The organism is Pseudomonas sp. s4 (genome assembly GCF_046764235.1).
Lineage (GTDB): Bacteria > Pseudomonadota > Gammaproteobacteria > Pseudomonadales > Pseudomonadaceae > Aquipseudomonas > Aquipseudomonas asiatica.
In genome coordinates, this window is the sequence record NZ_CP177209.1 from 4,891,250 (window position 1) to 4,909,783 (window position 18,534).

Annotated in this window: 15 protein-coding genes; 7 read left to right on the forward strand and 8 right to left on the reverse strand. The window is 63.6% G+C overall.

All coding sequences use genetic code 11. The features are described from left to right. Window positions 1–253: 253 nt before the first annotated feature. The gene (gene mprF / locus ACK56M_RS22745) at window positions 254–2,896 is read left to right on the forward strand and encodes a bifunctional lysylphosphatidylglycerol flippase/synthetase MprF (protein WP_015271482.1); all 2,643 of its coding nucleotides are present in this window, start codon (window positions 254–256) and stop codon (window positions 2,894–2,896) included. Continuing rightward, window positions 2,896–4,188 carry a virulence factor family protein gene (locus tag ACK56M_RS22750; protein WP_015271483.1) on the forward strand — a complete coding sequence of 431 codons (1,293 nt, stop codon included), beginning with the start codon at window positions 2,896–2,898 and terminating at the stop codon, window positions 4,186–4,188. The genes mprF and ACK56M_RS22750 overlap by 1 nt, the downstream gene beginning before the upstream one ends. A 108-nt stretch (window positions 4,189–4,296) precedes the next feature. Here ACK56M_RS22750 and ACK56M_RS22755 read toward each other — a convergent pair whose 3' ends face one another. Beyond that, window positions 4,297–6,207 carry a potassium transporter Kup gene (locus ACK56M_RS22755; protein ID WP_100413315.1) on the reverse strand — a complete coding sequence of 637 codons (1,911 nt, stop codon included), beginning with the start codon at window positions 6,205–6,207 and terminating at the stop codon, window positions 4,297–4,299. 235 nt (window positions 6,208–6,442) lie between these two features. On the opposite strand from ACK56M_RS22755, the gene rimO reads away from it, so the two are divergent. Further along, window positions 6,443–7,774 (forward strand): 30S ribosomal protein S12 methylthiotransferase RimO, encoded by a 1,332-nt coding sequence (gene rimO, locus ACK56M_RS22760; protein WP_013973825.1) that lies wholly within the window; start codon window positions 6,443–6,445, stop codon window positions 7,772–7,774. A gap of 71 nt (window positions 7,775–7,845) precedes the next feature. Here the strand turns inward: rimO and ACK56M_RS22765 are convergent, their stop codons facing one another. The 4 genes from ACK56M_RS22765 to ACK56M_RS22780 all read right to left on the reverse strand — a co-directional run bounded on the left by ACK56M_RS22765 (window position 7,846) and on the right by ACK56M_RS22780 (window position 12,011). Further along, the gene (locus tag ACK56M_RS22765) at window positions 7,846–8,595 is read right to left on the reverse strand and encodes a hypothetical protein (RefSeq protein WP_039613960.1); all 750 of its coding nucleotides are present in this window, start codon (window positions 8,593–8,595) and stop codon (window positions 7,846–7,848) included. A 55-nt stretch (window positions 8,596–8,650) separates the two neighbouring features. Beyond that, window positions 8,651–10,297 carry a DUF5666 domain-containing protein gene (locus ACK56M_RS22770; protein WP_411959085.1) on the reverse strand — a complete coding sequence of 549 codons (1,647 nt, stop codon included), beginning with the start codon at window positions 10,295–10,297 and terminating at the stop codon, window positions 8,651–8,653. Beyond that, complete coding sequence (locus ACK56M_RS22775) at window positions 10,294–11,139, reverse strand: DUF6502 family protein (RefSeq protein ID WP_100413313.1); 846 nt, start codon at window positions 11,137–11,139, stop codon at window positions 10,294–10,296. The genes ACK56M_RS22770 and ACK56M_RS22775 overlap by 4 nt, the downstream gene beginning before the upstream one ends. 197 nt (window positions 11,140–11,336) lie before the next feature. Further along, complete coding sequence (locus ACK56M_RS22780; RefSeq protein ID WP_254436679.1) at window positions 11,337–12,011, reverse strand: hypothetical protein; 675 nt, start codon at window positions 12,009–12,011, stop codon at window positions 11,337–11,339. A gap of 199 nt (window positions 12,012–12,210) precedes the next feature. Here ACK56M_RS22780 and ACK56M_RS22785 point away from each other — a divergent pair, with 199 nt between their 5' ends. From ACK56M_RS22785 to tsaA, 4 genes are all read left to right on the forward strand, one after another. Continuing rightward, window positions 12,211–12,663, forward strand: a complete 453-nt coding sequence (locus tag ACK56M_RS22785; protein ID WP_015271489.1) for a GNAT family N-acetyltransferase — start codon at window positions 12,211–12,213, stop codon at window positions 12,661–12,663. Between the two features lie 77 nt (window positions 12,664–12,740). Further along, a complete protein-coding gene (locus ACK56M_RS22790; protein WP_015271490.1) occupies window positions 12,741–13,451 on the forward strand; it encodes an rRNA pseudouridine synthase in 711 nt (236 codons plus the stop codon). Window positions 13,452–13,499: 48 nt separating this feature from the next. Beyond that, a complete protein-coding gene (locus ACK56M_RS22795) occupies window positions 13,500–13,961 on the forward strand; it encodes a DUF1456 family protein (RefSeq protein WP_015271491.1) in 462 nt (153 codons plus the stop codon). Window positions 13,962–13,967: 6 nt separating this feature from the next. After that, window positions 13,968–14,660, forward strand: coding sequence for a tRNA (N6-threonylcarbamoyladenosine(37)-N6)-methyltransferase TrmO (gene tsaA, locus ACK56M_RS22800; RefSeq protein ID WP_054571834.1), 693 nt, complete (start codon window positions 13,968–13,970; stop codon window positions 14,658–14,660). Window positions 14,661–14,840: 180 nt separating this feature from the next. Here the strand turns inward: tsaA and ACK56M_RS22805 are convergent, their stop codons facing one another. The 3 genes from ACK56M_RS22805 to ACK56M_RS22815 all read right to left on the reverse strand — a co-directional run bounded on the left by ACK56M_RS22805 (window position 14,841) and on the right by ACK56M_RS22815 (window position 18,527). Next, window positions 14,841–16,163 (reverse strand): dicarboxylate/amino acid:cation symporter, encoded by a 1,323-nt coding sequence (locus tag ACK56M_RS22805; RefSeq protein WP_015271493.1) that lies wholly within the window; start codon window positions 16,161–16,163, stop codon window positions 14,841–14,843. A gap of 343 nt (window positions 16,164–16,506) precedes the next feature. Further along, complete coding sequence (locus tag ACK56M_RS22810) at window positions 16,507–17,853, reverse strand: ATP-binding protein (protein WP_102085100.1); 1,347 nt, start codon at window positions 17,851–17,853, stop codon at window positions 16,507–16,509. Continuing rightward, entirely contained in the window at window positions 17,850–18,527 is a 678-nt protein-coding gene (locus tag ACK56M_RS22815) for a response regulator (RefSeq protein WP_004375868.1), read from the reverse strand. The genes ACK56M_RS22810 and ACK56M_RS22815 overlap by 4 nt, the downstream gene beginning before the upstream one ends. Window positions 18,528–18,534 lie beyond the last annotated feature (7 nt).

Consider the following 18,534-nt stretch of genomic DNA (forward strand, 5'->3'; position numbering starts at 1 on the left):
AGAACAAACCCCGCCTGTGTAACAGCAGCGCGGGGTTTGTTGTTTCTCCCCTCCTGCTTTTCGTCGCCCCCGATTCTCCCGTCCTCCAGCCAACCCGCAGGCTTGAGAGGTCGTGCCCAGGATGAACTATCTTTAACCCTGCAAGGCCGCTGAAAGCGCTCGAGGCCGGAGTAACATTGGATACGTTTTTCCTAAGGGACTTTCACTTGGCCACACTTTTCCCTCACCTCGCGCTGCATGCCCGGGGCAATCCATGACTTCGCACAACCCCGAATCCCCGGTGCCGCTTGCCACAACGCTGCCTGGCGCCGCGCAACGTTTGCCCTTGCTGGAGCGCATGAGCCGTTACCGCCAGCCCATCGGCCTGGTAGTGACACTGGTGTTGTTCACCATGGCCTTGGTCGCCTGTCGCCACCTGTTGAGCGAGTTGGACATCTATGCCTTGCACGATGCCATGCTCAGCGTGCCTACCCAGTCGTTACTTGGCGCCTTGCTGGCAACTGTGCTCGGTTTCGTGATCCTGCTTGGTTACGAGTGGTCGGCCAGCCGCTATGCCGGCGTGAAACTGCCCGCGAGCAGCCTGGTGCTGGGCGGCTTCAGCGCTTTTGCCATAGGTAACGCCATCGGCCTGTCGATGCTTTCGGGCGGTTCGGTGCGCTATCGCCTGTATGCGCGCCAAGGGGTTGGCGCAGGTGAAGTTGCACGGATGACCGTTTTTGCCAGCCTGTCACTGGGCTGCGCGCTACCGCCCCTGGCCGCCTTGGCGACCTTGAGCGACCTGCCGGCGGCCTCGGCCGCACTGGGTTTGGCGCCAGGCTTGCTGGCGGGTATCGCCATAGCGGTGTTGCTGGTGTGCAGCGTGCTGATGTTCGGCCTGTACCGCCGACGCCTGGCTGAACAACCACTGGCCAACAACCTGCTGGTACAACTGGGCCGCCGCACGCTGCGCCTGCCGGGCGCACGCCTGGCTGCCCTGCAATTGCTGATCACCGCACTGGATGTCGCCGCTGCCGCCACCGTGCTGTATCTGCTGCTGCCCGAAGCACCGCCGTTCGGTGCCTTTGTCCTGGTGTACCTGCTGGCCTTGGCCGCAGGTGTGCTCAGCCACGTCCCGGGCGGCGTCGGGGTATTCGAAGCCATACTACTGGCGGCTTTTGCCGACCAACTTGGCGCGGCGCCGCTGGCAGCGGCACTGCTGCTGTATCGGCTGATCTACGTGGTGCTGCCGCTGCTGCTGGCCTGCGCGCTGCTACTGGCCAACGAGGCCCGGCGCCTGCTGTTCGCGCAACAGGCTATCAAGGCCGCTTCCGGGCTGGCTGCACCGATCCTTTCGATCCTGGTATTCCTGTCCGGGGTGGTGCTGCTGTTCTCCGGTGCCACGCCCGAAATCGACACCCGCCTGGAGCACATGGGTTTCCTGGTTCCGCACCGCCTGATCGATGCTTCGCATTTTGGCGCCAGCCTGATCGGCGTGCTGTGCCTGCTGCTGGCCCAAGGCCTGCGCCGGCGCCTGTCCGCCGCCTGGCTGCTGACCACCGTGCTGTTGCTGGTCGGTGCCCTGCTGTCGCTGCTCAAGGGCTTCGATTGGGAAGAGGCCTGCTTGCTGACCCTCACTGCCGCCCTGCTCGCTCTGTTCCGCCGTTCCTTCTACCGTCCCAGCCGCCTGCTCGAGTTGCCGTTCTCGCCGGTGTTTCTGGTAGCCAGCGCCTGTGTGGTCGGCGCATCGGTTTGGTTGTTGCTGTTCGCCTACCAGGATGTTCCCTACAGCCATCAGTTGTGGTGGCAGTTCACCCTCGATGCCGATGCCCCGCGTGGCCTGCGCGCCGCCATGGGCAGCGCCTTGCTGCTGGCGGCCGTGGCCCTGACCTGGCTGCTGCGTACCGCACCACCGGTGATCCACTTGCCTGACGAAGAAGAGCTGCTGCGTGCCAACCGCATTCTGCTGGCATCCGACCAGCCAGATGGCGGCCTGGCGCTGACCGGTGACAAGGCGCTGCTGTTCCACCCTGGCAACAACGCCTTCCTCATGTACGCCCGTCGCGGTCGCAGCTTGGTGGCCCTGTACGACCCGATCGGCCCGGCCCAGGAGCGCGCCGAGATGATCTGGCAGTTCCGCGACCTGTGCGACCTGCACCATGCCCGTCCGGTGTTCTATCAGGTGCGCGCCGAGAACCTGCCGTTCTACATGGACATCGGCCTGACCGCGCTGAAGCTGGGTGAAGAAGCCCGGGTCGACTTGCGCCGCTTCGACCTCGAAGCCAAGGGCAAGGAGATGAAGGACCTGCGCTACACCTGGAACCGTGGCGGCCGTGACGGCCTGAGCCTGGAAATCCATGAACCCGGGCATGCCCCGCTGGCAGAGCTGAAGGAAATTTCCGACGCCTGGCTTGGCGGCAAGAACGTGCGCGAGAAAGGCTTCTCGCTGGGGCGCTTCAGCCCTGAATACCTGCAGCATTTTCGCATTGCCCTGATCCGCTTCCAAGGCCGCCCGGTGGCTTTCGCCAACCTGCTGGAAACCCATGGCAAGGAACTGGCCAGCCTCGACCTTATGCGTGCGCACCCCGAGGCCCCGAAGCTGACCATGGAATTCATGATGATCGGGCTGATCTTGCACTACAAAAGCCATGACTACGCTCGCTTCAGCCTGGGCATGGTGCCGCTTTCCGGCCTGCAGCCACGGCGTGGGGCGCCCTTGACCCAGCGCCTGGGCTCGATGGTGTTCCGCCGTGGCGAGCAGTTGTACAACTTCCAGGGGCTTCGACGCTTCAAGGACAAGTTCCAACCGGACTGGGAACCCCGTTACATGGCCGTGCCGGCCGGGCTCGACCCGCTGGTGGCACTGGCCGACACCGCCGCCCTGATCGCAGGCGGCCTGACTGGATTGGTGAAACGTTGATGACCCGACGCTTTTGGCTGTACCTGCTGGTTCCCCTGCTGTTGGCTGCCCTGGGAGGCGCGCTGGCATTCTGGTTATGGACGCGCCCGGCTCCCGAGGCACGCCTGGAACAACTGAGCATCAATGACACCCGCATCACCCGTGTGACCCCAGCCGTGCACCCCAAGGCCCGGGTGGCCATCGGCGTACCCCAGGACCAGGCGCTGACCGACAGGCAGCTGCTGGACCTGGCCCAGGCTGGCGAAGCGCAACTGGTGCAGGTGATCCTGCCGCCCAATGACTGCAGCAAACAACAACAGGCCCTGGACCAGGCCTTGGGCCAGTTACCGGAGAAGCCGACCCTGGTTGCCGGTATCGGCCCTGGCGCCGCCCAGGCCTGGCGCTGGCTGGCCAGCCAGAACAACGACAAGGCGCGGGCGATTTCCGTGGGCTTCAGCCTGGAACAGCCGGGCTGCCAGACAGCGCTGCCGAAGTCGGCCGCCCACGGCCACTGGAACGTCGCCTGGAACGACAACCCGGATGACGCCAGCGCCGCCTTCGTGCGCGACCAGGCCAATGCCGAAACCAGCATCAGTGACTACGACATCCACCTGCCACAAGTGCTCAAGGCCCAACTGACCCAGGCCCTGGTCGGCCACGACGGCAACGCCCTGGCCATTCCGGTAGTCGAGGTGCCAGCCGGGCAGACCACCGACACGGTCACCCTGTTCCTTTCCGGTGATGGCGGCTGGCGAGACCTGGACCGCGACGTGGCCGGGGAAATGGCCAAGCTTGGTTACCCGGTGGTCGGCATCGACACGCTGCGCTACTACTGGCAACACAAGACCCCGGAACAAAGCGCCGCCGACCTGTCCGAGCTGATGCAGCACTACAGACAGAAGTGGGGCACCAAGCGCTTCGTGCTGACCGGTTATTCGTTCGGTGCCGACGTCCTGCCGGCGATCTACAACCGCCTGCCGGCCGAGGACCAGCAGCGTATCGACGCGGTGATGCTGCTGGCCTTTGCCCGCAGCGGCAGCTTCGAGATCGAAGTCGAGGGCTGGCTGGGCAAGGAAGGCCAGGAAGCGCCAACCGGGCCGGAAATGGCCAAACTGCCGGCGTCCAAGGTGGTGTGTGTGTATGGCGTGGAAGAAACCGACGAGAGCGGTTGCACCGACAAGACTGCGGTGGGTGAACGCCTGAAGCTGCCGGGGGGGCACCACTTCGACGAAAACTACCCGGCACTGGCCAAGCGCCTGATCGGTGAGATCGAGACGCGCCAGGGCAAGTCGAGTGTGGCTGAGCAGAACTGATAAGGTTGCGGCCCATTCGCGGGTAAACCCGCTTCCACAGGTACAGCGCAAGCTTTGAAAGCTATGCGCATATGGGAGCGGGTACTGCCTTGAAATCTGTGTTGCCCCTCAGATCTCGACCTGGGTCCCCAGCTCGATCACCCGGTTCAGCGGCAGGTTGAAGAAGCGCAAGTTGCCGTTGGCATTCTTCAGCAGGAACGCGAACAGGTTGCCCCGCCAGCGCGACATCCCCTCCAGCCGTGAGGCGATCACGGTCTCGCGGCTGAGGAAGAAGGTGGTGCGCATCGGGCTGAAGTCCAGGTCTTCCAGGTGGCACAGCTTCAACGCCGCAGGCACGTCCGGTTCGTCCATGAAGCCGAAGTGCAGCAACACGCGGAAGAACCCATCGCCATAGGCCTCCACTTCAAAGCGCTCCTGTTCCGGCACGCGTGGCCGGTCCTCGCTGACCACCGTCAACAGCACCACCTGGCTGTGCAGCACCTGGTTATGCAGCATGTTGTGCAACAGCGCATGGGGCACCGCATCGGAGCGTGCCGTGAGGAACACCGCCGTGCCTTCGACCCGGTGCGGTGGCTGAATGCGGATACTGCTGATGAACAGCTGCAGCGGCAGCGCGCCTTCGTCGATGCGCTCCATCAGGATCTGCTTGCCACGCTTCCAGGTGCTCATCAACAGGAACAGCACAGCGCCGGCCAAGACCGGGAAGGCCCCGCCCTGGATGATCTTCGGCACGTTGGCGGCAAAGAACAGCCCATCCACCAACAGGAAACCCATCAGGATCGGCACCGCCAGCACCGGTGGCCACTTCCAAAGCAGCAGCATCACCGCCGAAACCAGGATGGTGGTCATCAGCATGGTACCAGTCACAGCCACGCCGTATGCCGCCGCCAGGGCACCGGATGACTCGAAACCGAGCACCAGCAGTACCACGCCGACCATCAGTGTCCAGTTGATCGCACCGATATAGATCTGCCCCTGTTCATCGCTGGAAGTGTGCTGGATCTGCATGCGTGGGATGTAGCCCAGCTGGATGGCCTGGCGGGTCAGGGAGAACGCCCCCGAGATCACCGCCTGCGAAGCGATCACCGTGGCCATGGTAGCCAGGCCGACCATCGGCAGCAGTGCCCAGCCCGGCGCCAGCAGGTAGAACGGGTTACGTGCAGCATCCGGGTCCTGCAGCAGCAACGCGCCCTGGCCAAAGTAGTTGAGCACCAGCGCCGGCAGCACCAGGGCAAACCAAGCCCGAGCGATCGGCTTGCGGCCAAAGTGGCCCATGTCGGCGTACAGCGCCTCGGCACCGGTCAGCGCCAGGACCACCGCACCGAGAATGGCAACGCCCATGCCGGGGTGAACCACGAAGAAGTTGACCGCCCAGGCCGGGTTGAAGGCCTTGAGCACTTCCGGGCTCTGCGATATGCCGTACACGCCCAGCGAGCCCAGCGCCAGGAACCAGGTGACCATGATCGGGCCGAACAGCTTGCCGATCTTCTCGGTGCCGTGCTTCTGCACCAGGAACAGCGCCACCAGGATCACCAGCGAAATCGGTACAACCCAGTGATCGATACCATCAAACGCCAGGCCCATGCCTTCCACCGCCGACAGCACCGACACCGCCGGCGTGATCATGCTGTCGCCATAGAACAGCGAAGCGCCGATCAACCCGCACACCACCATCAACGTACGCAACCTCGGGTAGGCCGCCGTGGCCCGCCGCGCCAGCGCGGTCAGCGCCATGGTGCCGCCCTCGCCCTGGTTGTCGGCGCGCAGGATGAACATCACGTACTTGAACGACACTACCCATAGCAGCGACCACAGGATCAGCGACAGGATCCCCAGCACGCCGTCATGGTTGACCGGCACTCCGTACCCGCCGCTGAAGACCTCCTTGAGGGTATACAACGGGCTGGTGCCGATATCGCCATAAACCACCCCGACCGCCGCCACGAGCAGGCTCAACGACCGCGTCGCCCCATGCTTCCCCTCGTGCCCGCCCTCGGCGTGACTGCTTGCCTGAACCATCGACCACTCCCGCAGACGGCCTTGCAAGGCCAGTAAAATTCCCGATGCGCCAGGTGATACTGATACCCCCGGCGCAATGGCGCGAAGCATAGCGCAGCGTTCGTCGCATTTCTGCTGGTCAAGCGACCCTGCGCTCGCTAGAATTGCGCACTTTTTGATCAGAGGCGCCAAAAGCGCCCGTCAAGATCGCCCCCGATTCCGGCCGGGCGACCTGCATTCAATACCGAGGTTAGTCATGTCCACCACGCCCGCCACCCCCAAGGTAGGTTTCGTAAGCCTGGGTTGCCCAAAAGCCCTGGTCGATTCCGAGCGCATCCTGACCCAGCTGCGCATGGAAGGCTATGAAGTCGTGCCCACCTACGAGGACGCCGACGTAGTGGTGGTCAACACCTGCGGCTTCATCGACAGCGCCAAGGCCGAGTCGTTGGAAGTGATCGGCGAAGCGATCAAGGAAAACGGCAAGGTCATCGTCACCGGCTGCATGGGTGTCGAGGAAGGCAGCATCCGTGACGTGCACCCCAGCGTGCTGTCGGTCACCGGCCCGCAGCAGTACGAGCAGGTGGTCAACGCCGTGCACGAAGTGGTGCCGCCACGCCAGGATCACAACCCGCTGATCGACCTGGTGCCGCCGCAGGGCGTCAAGCTGACCCCGCGCCATTATGCGTACCTGAAGATTTCCGAAGGCTGCAACCACAGCTGCAGTTTCTGCATCATCCCGTCGATGCGCGGCAAACTGGTCAGCCGCCCGGTCGGCGAAGTGCTGAGCGAGGCCGAGCGCCTGGTCAAGGCCGGGGTCAAGGAGATCCTGGTGATTTCCCAGGACACCAGCGCCTACGGCGTCGACGTCAAGTACAAGACCGACTTCTGGAACGGCCGCCCGGTCAAGACCCGCATGCTCGAGCTGTGCGAAGCCCTGAGCAGCCTGGGTGCCTGGGTACGTCTGCACTACGTGTACCCGTACCCGAACGTCGACGACGTGATCCCGCTGATGGCCGCCGGCAAGATCCTGCCGTACCTGGATATCCCGTTCCAGCACGCCAGCCCGAAAGTGCTCAAGGCCATGAAGCGCCCGGCCTTTGAAGACCGCACCCTGGCACGTATCAAGAACTGGCGCGAGCAGTGCCCGGAGCTGGTGATTCGCTCCACCTTCATCGTCGGCTTCCCGGGCGAGACCGAGGAAGACTTCCAGTACCTGCTGGACTGGCTGACCGAAGCCCAGCTGGACCGCGTGGGCTGCTTCCAGTACTCGCCGGTGGAAGGCGCCCCGGCCAACGACCTGGGCCTTGAAGAAGTGCCGGACGACGTCAAGCAGGACCGCTGGGACCGCTTCATGGCCCACCAGCAGGCCATCAGCGCCGCCCGCCTGCAACTGCGTATCGGCAAGGAAATCGACGTGTTGATCGATGAAGTGGAAGAGCAAGGTTCGGTTGGCCGCAGCTTCTTCGATGCCCCGGAAATCGACGGCAGCGTGTTCATCGATGGCGACCACGGCTTCAAGCCGGGTGACAAGGTACGTTGCCGCGTGGTGGATGCCGACGAATACGACATGTGGGCTGAACCCATCTAACGCAGCAGCAAACTGAAAAGCCCCTGCCCCGCCATTCCCCACAAGGAACTCCCGGGCCAGGGGCTTTTTCGTCAGAACGCGTGAAAAAGCATCAGGCCGCCCTCTGCATCCGGGCTGGCATCCGAGAAGCCTTTGACTGCATAGAGTTGCACTTTCCACTGCTGGTTGAGCTTGTGTGTCAGGAACAGGGTAAGTTCCTTGATCTGCGCCCCCGTCGAAACGACTTTCTGCCGCCAGTCGTAGGAGGCACCCGCCGAAGTACCTGCAGCCACGGGCATGGCAAAGCCGAGACTGGCAAATATCGGGTCGTCGAAATCACTGTCGGGCGGGTCGCCGAACTTCTTCCAGCCCAAGGTCGCGAAACCGGTCACCGGGCCAAAGGCCTTGGCGATGTCGACCTGGCCGGTGTAGTCGTATTCACCGGTGCCCAGGCACTGGTCTTCATCGGCAGTGGGGAATTTGACCTTGCCGATCAGGTCCAGCATCAGGCCACCGTCACTGCCGTCGAGCAGGGCGTAACCGGCGCTGGCAACCGTGTCTCCCAGCCCGCTTTCCACATCCCGGCAGCCACCGGGCAAGGGGTCACCATTCGGGCCCACTTCAGGGTTGGTGATGCGCAGCCAGGGCACAGTGACCTTGTAGGTCATTGGGCCGGTTTCATACTTGCCGACCACGGGGATGTACCAGATTTCCGAGGTTGTACCCGTGCCATAGTCGCCACTTGAATAGTCCATACCTATGGCGGCGCTGAAGGTATCGCCCAGGACCGACGCGCTGGCGCATGACAGCAAGCAGGCGAAAAGAGGGAGCGTGGGTCTCATCTGCACCTCGGTATCCCGGACGGGAAGGGTGATCGCACTTACCCAGCCTAGTTGCCTAATGCCTGGATCGCTCTGGATGCTCCACTTTTTCGGCTTTCTCTACTGTCTCGGGTCTTTCGACCTTTTCGACCTTCTCTACTTTCTCGACCTTCTCGACTTTCTCAGGCTTTTCGATCTTCTCGACCTTTTCGGGCTTCTCGGCTTTCTCGATCTTCTCTACTTTTTCTACTTTCTCTACCTTTTCAACCTTCTCTGCTTTTTCAATTTTTTCCACCTTTTCGAGCTCGACCTTCTCTACCCGGTCAGAGCTTCCGCTATTGCTGCTCTCGGGTCGCTCCATGGTGTCGACATGTTCCGACTTTCCGGACTTGTCCACGCGTTCAGTACCGTCCCGACCACTGGAATCGTCAACACCGCCGTGCCCGCTGTGGTCATCACTGCTTTCAATGCGATCACTGGTCGCATCTCGTCCGCCGTGCCCGCTATTGCTGGAACCTTCAGCGTCACGGGTGCCGTGCCCGCTGCCACGCCCCGAATGCCCCCTGTCCGAGTTGTCGGCACGGCCGTCATCGAACTCCACGCGGGTTGCCCGCAGCTCGTGCTTGCCATTGAAGACCCCGCTCACCCGCACACGTTGATCGAGCGCCAATGCCGCGGGCTGCTTGCCGACGATCACGGTACCCTGCCCCAGCGTCACCTTGATGCCTGCCACCACCAGTTGTTGAGCGTGGCTGCGCTGTACCAGCCCCTCGATCACCGCCGTCTGCACACGGCCAGCAAAAGGCAGGCTCGGGTCTGGGCGGGTTTGCGCCACTTCCAGCTGGCGTCCGGTCCACTGCCCACGTACCAGCACTTCCCTCGCAGGTGCCACACGGGTTCCCAGCTTCAGCCCCTGGAGGCTGCCGGCACGGTCTACCGCACCGATGGCACTGGCTTCCCTGAGCCCCGGCGCCCGTTCGATACGGCTGGCTACCACTTCGCCCCTAGCATCGCGCAGGCCACTGACCCTGACCGGATCGCCCGGGCGCAACCCTTCAGCCACCCGCGCCCCTGCAGCTAGCCGCACAGGTTGGCCCATGACCCGCAGGGGGGCCGATGCATTGGGCAGTGCCGTCAGCGGCCCTTCGTAAACGTTGAGGATCGAGATGCGCCCTGCTTGCAGGCCGCGTTTGCCGGCAAATGCCTCAACCGCGACAACCTGGCCGATTGCCAGGTGAGCGGTACTGGCAGGCGCACCGTTTTCACTCACCGGTACGTCCTTGCCAAAGTGCACTTCCAGGCCATTGACGCAGATCGAGGCGAACCCGGTAATGGTGCCGACGATGCCCGTGCCACCGGTACCACCCGGGCGCAGGATCGGTGCGCCGGTACCACCTGCCCCACCGTGATCGATGAAGGTACCGTCCACACCGTCGGCCACCGCACCGGTCCCGCCCGTGCCGCCGGGACGCTGCGGCAGCGGCGCACCGGTGCCACCCACTTCGCCGTTTTCGCTGCGTACACCGGTACCACCGACACCGCCCGTCCTGGCCCCGGTACCACCAATACCGCCGGGAAACTGCAAGCCCGCCGCCCCCGCCATACCCACTTCGTCACGGCTGACACATACCGGTGCTGCGGCCACTTCGGCAGGCGCCACCAGGTTCAGCCCGAAACCCAGGACCAGTGTGACCACACTGAGGCAGCGCGCGAGGGAAGTCATGGGTCGGATGTCTTCGACAAATCGGGGTCGGTAGCTTCAGTGTAGAAATAAAGCCCTACCGTGATGCGCTGACGTTGCTCGGCGCTGGGCACATTGGCATCTTCCAGGCCTGATGCGAGCCGGCTGAAGGCAAGCAGCATCTGCATGCCGTCCTTGTCCACCGCTGCACGCAAATGGTCGACGCTGGCCGGGCTCAAGGCGTCGTAGTGCACACTGCGTTCAAAGAACGGCTGGCCGTCCCCACTCAGGTTGTGCACTGCTGCGCAGGCATGGTCATGCAGGTTGTGGCCAAAGTACGCGGCCTTTTCGTCGAAGCCCTTCTGCGGCAAGAATGCCTGGGCTTCCAGGTGGACACAGTCCTGCTCGTCGAGCCGGACGATACCCAGGCGCAACCACTCATCCAGCACCACCCGCCCGCGGATGTCGGTGCTGATCTTCGCCACCAGCGCATCGAAGGAACGATCGCCGCCAACGCTCGCCAGACGCGGCAACGGCAGCGCCTGGCCAGGCTCCGAGCAGAACGGCTTGCCAGTGGTCCACATATTGACCAACTGTGCACCTAACGTAATGTTTGCCGGCAGCGCGGCGAGCGATGTGCCCCCCTCGCTACGCAAACGCCGGACATCCTTGCGATGCACGCCCGTGAGCAGGCTGATGCGGCTGTCGGTCGGCACTGTACCTTCCAGGCGAAACTCGCGATGGGCCACATCGACGAACACTTCCTTGAGCAGGTCGGCGAACATCGTGTAGGTGACCCCTTTGCGCAGCATCAGGCGCACCAGAGGACGCATGACACGCCGCAGTGCGCTTAACATCGAAGGGGGGATGGTAGGCGATTGCATTGAGCGCATTCCTTGACGGATGAACCCAGTATACGACGCGGGAAAAGATCCCACACCAACTGTGACCATATCCCTGACGAGATAAGGGATAGTCGTCGGCGCTCATTGCATTCGCGTTCAGTGGGGCTGCCGTGTATCCGAACCTGGCCTCATACAGGCCCGCCCCGTGGGCGCTGCATGAGACCGTTCAGAGCCAGTCAGCTCCTGCTGTTGTCATCACCCGGTTCGCCACCCAGATGGTCGCCACGATCATCACCAGGTTCACCACCAACGTGATTGCCGTGGTCATCGCCAGGCTCACCGCCAACATGATTGCCATGATCGTCCCCGGGCTCACCGCCAACGTGATTGCCATGATCGTCACCGGGCTCACCGCCAACGTGATTGCCGTGATCGTCCCCAGGCTCACCGCCAACGTGATTGCCATGATCGTCACCCGCTTCAGCGTGGTTGCCGCTGCGCCCAGAGTTCGAGGAGCCGTCATGGCCGCGCCCACTGTTGCCGGCATGGCCATCTCCATCCCCACCAGCGCCGTGGCCGCCGCCCTCACCGCCATGGCCGCCACCACCACCGCCGTGACCACCACCGCCACCGCCATGGCCGCCACCACCACCGCCGTGACCACCACCGCCACCACCGTGGCCTCCACCGCCGCCACCGTGACCACCGCCGCCGCCACCATGGCCACCACCACCACCATGGCCACCACCACCACCACCACCACCTCCGTGACCGCCTCCACCACCACCATCCTTGGCGTAGGCGCTGGAGCCATTGGAAATCGAGTCAGGGACCAGAACGATGGAAGTCGACAGCACGCCAGCAACGGCAGCCGCCAATATCGCTTTTTTGAACAGCACATGGATTTGCATATTTCGTCTCCAGGTCGTCGCCGTGAGAACGCCAAATCAAGCCGGGAATCCTGTGTCAGGTTCTTGCTTTTCATTTTGTGGGAATTTTTCCCACAGGAAATTAATAGACCGCCAAACCCCGAGATTCAAGCAGCGCACGGAGAAGCCGACCGGTGGTTGACCTGCTATGTTTGCCTTATCGTCATGGAGGAACACCGGCATGCATTCGGTACTGACGCTGCAAACCCCGCGCTTGAGTGACTACGGCGAACTGGTACAGGTGTGGGAAGAATCGGTACGCGCCACCCACGACTTCTTGCCGGATAGCTATATTGCCTTGCTGCGCGACCATGTGCTGCTTCGCTACCTCGACGCAGTGATGCTGATCTGCTGCAAGGACCGCCAACGCATCTGTGGTTTCGCCGGCGTTGCCAACGGGCGCGTGGACATGCTGTTCGTCGCACCGGACTACCGTGGCAAAGGGGTTGGCAAGCGCCTGCTGCACTATGCGATCGACGAACTGAATGCCGAGCGCCTGGACGTCAATGAACAAAACCCGCAAGCCCTGGGCTTCTACCTGCATGAGGGCTTCGAGGTGATCGGCCGTTCGGAAACCGACGGCCTGGGGCAACCCTACCCGCTGCTGCACATGCGCCTGCGCAAAACGGCGTAAATGACACAGATTCCCAGCCCCTCTGCCGCGCGGGCAGGTACAATGCAGGTCTTTCCCTGCCTTTGCGAATTACCGTCATGTCCGAACCCGTCCGCCTGTCCAAACGCCTTATCGAGCAGCTTGGCTGCTCCCGCCGCGAGGCCGAGTTGTATATCGAAGGCGGCTGGGTCACGGTCGATGGCGTGGTGGTCGAGCAACCGCAGTTCAAGGTCGAGCAGCAGCGCGTCGAACTGCTGCCGGGTGCCCGTGCCGAAACGCTGGAACCAGTAACCCTGCTGCTGAACCAGGCGGCCAACGTGGACAGCGAAACCGCCCGCGCCAGCATGAACATGGGCAACCTCAGCGAAACCCACCGCGAAGGCGTGCGCGCACTGCACGGGCATTTTGCCCGGCAGGCCTGCGTGGCGCCGCTGGAGCGCGGTGCCAGCGGCCTGCAGGTATTCACCCAGGACTGGCGGGTAACCCGCAAGATCGAAGCCGACCTGCGCCGCCTGGAACAGGAATTCATCGTTGAAGTGCGCGGCGAGACCACACCCCAGGCGCTGGAACGCCTGGCACGCGGTGCCACCCGCAATGACCGCGAGCTGCCTAAAGCCAAGGCCAGCTGGCAGAACGAGACCCACCTGCGCATGGCCCTGAAAAACCCGCAGCCCGGGCAGATCGCCGAGCTGTGCGCCTACCTGCGCCTGGAGCTGGTAGGCATGCGCCGCATTCGCCTGGGCGGCGTGTCTATGGGCAAGCTGCCCCTGGGCCAGTGGCGCTACCTGGCCACTACCGAACGTTTCTAAGCAATACGCCGCGCCACAGGTGCGGCACCTGAACAGGATTCTGCAACAATGAACCACAACGACGTCCTGCGCAGCCTGCGCTACATGCTCAAGGTGAATGACGCCAAGATGGCCGAAATCATCGGGCTATCCGGCCTCGACGTGCATCCCCTGGTGCTGGCCACCTACCTGAAGAAGGAAGACGAGGAAGGCTTCGTGCGTTGCCCGGAACGGGTCATGGCGCACTTTCTCGACGGCCTGGTGATCTACCGCCGCGGCAAGGATGACAGCCGCCCGCCGCAGCCGATCGAGCTGCCGGTGACCAACAACCTCATCCTCAAGAAGCTGCGGGTGGCCTTCGAGCTCAAGGAAGACGACCTGCATGCCATCCTCAAGTCGGTCAACTTCCCGGTCAGCAAGCCCGAGCTCAGCGCACTGTTCCGCAAGGCCGGCCATGACAACTACCGCCCGTGCGGCGACCAGTTGCTGCGCAACTTCCTCAAGGGCCTGACCCTGCGCGTGCGCGGCTGATTGGCCATGCAGCATTCGGTTACCCCGGTCGGCATCATCCGCTCCTGTTTCAAGGAGAAGTTCGCCATCCCGCGCCAGCCGCAACTGGCGCCCGCCGCACGCGGTGTGCTCGAGCTGCTGCCGCCGTTCGACCAGGGCGATGCGGTCGAGGGGCTGGAACAGGTCAGCCATGTCTGGCTGCTGTTCCTGTTCCACCAGGCACTGGAAGACAAACCTCGCCTGAAGGTGCGGCCACCGCGCCTGGGTGGCAACAAGAGCATGGGTGTGTTCGCCACCCGCGCCACTCACCGGCCCAATGGCATCGGCCAGTCGGTGGTGCGCCTGGAAGGCGTGGAGCCAGGGCGCCTGCTGCTGTCTGGTATCGACCTGCTCGACGGTACGCCGGTGCTGGACATCAAACCGTATGTGCCGTACGCCGATAGCATCCCTGGCGCCAGCAACCAGATGGCCAGCCAAGCGCCTGCCGCGATCGCCGTGCAGTGGGGCGACAACGCCCTGCCCCAGGCCCGCGAACATGCACTGCGCCTGGGTGAACCGCTAGTGGAGCTGATCGAGCAGTGCCTGGCGCAGGACCCACGGCCGGCCTACCAGGTGCCACCGGCCGAGCGGGTGTATGGGGTGAAGTTTTGGGATGTGCAAGTAAGGTGGCATTACCCGCAGCCGGACGTGATCCGGGTGCTGGAGGTGGTGAAAGATTGAAGATCACAGGCCCGGCCCTATCGCCGGCAAGCCAGCTCCCACAGGGACCTCACAATGCTCACGCCTGTGGTGGCCCTGTGGGAGCTGGCTTGCCGGCGATAGGGCCGGGCCTGAAAGCACAATAATCACCCACAAAAAAGGCGACCCTGAGGTCGCCTTTTTCTTTTCACCATCCCGCGATCAACGAGCCGGGCCTTCAGCCACGCCCAGGTCGTCGGTCGGACGGGTATCGACCAGCGGCGCACCACCGGAGGCCAGCTCCGATGCCAGCTTGTCGTCGTCCATTTCCTTCACCCACTTGGCCACGACCACGGTGGCAACGGCGTTGCCAACCAGGTTGGTCAGCGCGCGGGCTTCGGACATGAAGCGGTCGATGCCGAGGATCAGCGCCAGGCCGGCAACCGGCAGGTGGCCAACGGCCGACAGGGTGGCGGCCAGGACGATGAAGCCCGAACCGGTAACACCGGCAGCACCTTTGGAAGCCACCAACAGCACCAGCAGCAAGGTGATCTGGTGAGTGATGTCCATGGTGGTGTCAGTGGCCTGGGCGATGAACACCGCAGCCATGGTCAGGTAGATCGAGGTGCCATCGAGGTTGAACGAGTAACCGGTCGGGATCACCAGGCCAACCACCGACTTCTTCGCACCCAGGCGCTCCATCTTGGCTAGCATGCGTGGCAGGGCCGACTCCGAGGACGAAGTACCCAGCACGATCAGCAGTTCTTCACGGATGTAGCGGATCAGCTTGAGGACACTGAAGCCGTGGGCGCGGCAGATACCGCCCAGCACCACCAGCACGAACAGCAGGCAGGTGATGTAGAAGCAGGCCATCAGGTAGCCCAGTTGCACCAGCGAGCCAACGCCGTACTGGCCGATGGTGAAGGCCATTGCACCGAAGGCACCGACCGGGGCCAGTTTCATGATCATGTTGATGATGTTGAACATGACATGGGCGAAGCGGTCGATCATGTCCAGCACCGGCTTGCCATAGCTGCCCAGGCGGTGCAGGGCGAAGCCGAACAGCACGGAAAACATCAGCACTTGCAGGATGTCGCCGTTGGCGAAGGCGCCGACCACGGTGTTCGGGATGACGTTGAGCAGGAAGCCGACAGTGGTCTGCTGCGCGCCGGCGGCGGCGTAGGCAGCCACGCTGCTGGCGTTCAAGGTGCTGACATCGATGTGCATGCCAGCGCCCGGCTTGACCACGTTGACAACGACGAGGCCGATGATCAGGGCGACCGTGGAGACGATTTCGAAGTACAGCAGCGCGTAGCCGCCAGTCTTGCCGACCGACTTCATGCTCTGCATGCCGGCGATGCCGCTGACCACGGTGCAGAAGATGATCGGGGCGATGACCATCTTGATCAGTTTGACGAAGCCGTCCCCCAAGGGTTTGAGGGCGACGCCCGTCTCCGGATAGTAGTGGCCGAGCAGGATACCGATGGTGATGGCGACCAACACCTGGACATACAGGGATTTGTACAGCGGCTGACGTGTCGTCATGGCTAATTTTCCTCAAGTGTGCCGGTTCACCCTTCCCAGGGCGATGGGGCACCTGAATCGCTAACCCTCCTGCACCCGGAGGGATTTGTCGTTGTGTTCGAGCTGCCTGGGCAGGCCTCTGCGAGGATCAATAGCAAGGGTGGTGCCAAAATGCCCACGAAGGGTGCAAGTGCCGTATTTGCGAGGGATAAACGCCCAACGACGGGGCGAATTGCCTGAGGAAGGCTGGCGGATTTCCGCCCGGTGGCGGGATTTGTACATGGGCATTGGCGGGAATCCGCCCATTGTGGTTTGCCTGTTCCGGCGCGGGTAAACCCGCGAAGAGGCCGGCCAAGCCAGCAAATCACTCGAGGTTGAAGGTAATCCTGAACGCAGCGCCCCCCAGAGGAGAATCCCCCAGGCTCAGCTCGGCGTCATAGCTGTCGACGATATCCTTGACCACCGCCAGCCCGATCCCCTGCCCCGGGTGCTGGCTGTCCAGCCGCTCCCCACGCTCCAGAATCCGCTCACGCTGGTCCGCCGGCACCCCCGGCCCGTCGTCCTCGATGCACAAGGTCAACTGCCCAGGCGCCTGCTCCAGGCTCACGCGCACCTGGCGCAAGCTCAGGCGGTAGGCGTTCTCCAGCAGGTTGCCCAGCAGCTCCAGCAACGCGCCCTGCTCCATCGGCACCTGCGCCGCATCGGGCAGTTGCAGCGTCACCTCCACCCGCTTGTCCCGGTACACCTTGGCCAAGGTGCTGCACAGGCTTTCGAGCAACGGCCGCAGCAACACGCTGTGGCGTACCAGGCCGCTCTTGCGCAGACTGGCGCGTTGCAACTGGTAGTCGATCTGCTGGCTCATGCGCTCGATCTGGCTCTGCAGCACGCGCGCCTGCTCGCGCTCGCCGCTACGCTGCTGCAGGCTTTCGCCCACCCCTTGCAACACCGCCAGCGGCGTCTTCAGGCTGTGCGCCAGGTCATCGAGCGAATCACGGTAGCGCTGACGCTGCTCGCGCTCGCTGCGCAACAGGCGGTTCAGCGAGCCGGTCAGACGCAGCAGCTCCCGTGGGTGTTCGCCGCTCAGGCCATCCCGCACTCCCGACTCCACGTCGTCCAGCTCGCGACTGAGCCGGCGCAACGACCGCAAGCCCCAGGTCAAACCGGCCCACAGCAGCACCAGCAGCGCCAGCAAGGCCGCGCCAAAGCCCAGGTAGAGCTTTTCGCGCAGGCCATCAAGGGTGTGCTGGTACTCGCGCACAGGTTGCAAGGCAACGATGCTATAGGCGGCGCTCTGGCCACCTAGCAGCTTGATCTCGACGTCGTACACAAAGAACTCTTCGCCGTCGGCCTGGTGAATGCGGGCGAATTCGTTGCCGCGGCCGTCGTAGCGTGGGCGGTAGTTGATGTTTTGCGCGGCGGTTGCCCGCGACTGCCAGACCAGCTTGCCGTCGCGGTCGAAGATATAGCCGAGCAAGCCGGTGTACGGCAGGTTGTAGCGCTCGTCCGGCAGCAGCGTCGGCATCTGCAATTGGCCGTGTTCGATACGCGCTGCGGAAATTAGCGTGGTCACATCCGAGGCCAGGCGTTGTTCGATCGACTCCTGCAGGGCCAGGCTGAAGGCCTTCTGCAAGGCCGGCAGCAACGCCAGCATGAACAGCAGCGCCAGCACCGCGGCCGCCAGCATCAGGCGCACCCGCAGCGAACGGATCATCGGCAGCGCTCGGTGAACAGGTAGCCCAGGCCGCGCACAGTGTCGATCGGTTTGAAGCCGTGCTCGCCCTCGAGCTTGCGCCGCAAGCGGCCGACCAGCACTTCGATGACATTGGGGTCGCGTTCCTCGTCACCTGGGTACAGCTGCTCCATCAGGCGGTCCTTGGCCACCACCTGCTGGTGATGGCGCATGAGGTATTCGAGGATGCGGTATTCGTAGGCGGTCAGGGCCAGGGGCTGCTCGTCCAGCGTCGCCTGCTTGCGGTTGAGGTCGAGCACCAGCGGGCCGGCGGCAATGGTCGACTGGGTGAAGCCGCTGGAGCGGCGCAGCAGGGCGTTCAGGCGTGCCTCGAGTTCTTCGAACTGGAACGGCTTGACCAGGTAGTCGTCGGCACCGGCGGCCAGGCCCTCGACCTTGTCCTGCCAGTTGCCGCGGGCGGTGAGGATGAGAATGGGGAAGGTCTTGTCCTGGCTGCGCAGGCGCGTGATCAGTTCCAGCCCGCTGATGCCGGGCAGGCCCAGGTCGATGATGGCCAGGTCGAAGTGGTATTGCCCGGCCTGGTAAAGCGCCTCCTCGGCATCGGCGACCGCCTCGACCACATGGCCGCCTTCGCCCAGGCGGGTGTAGAGGTGATGGCGAAGCAGGGCTTCGTCCTCGACCACCAGCAGTTTCATGTGCAGC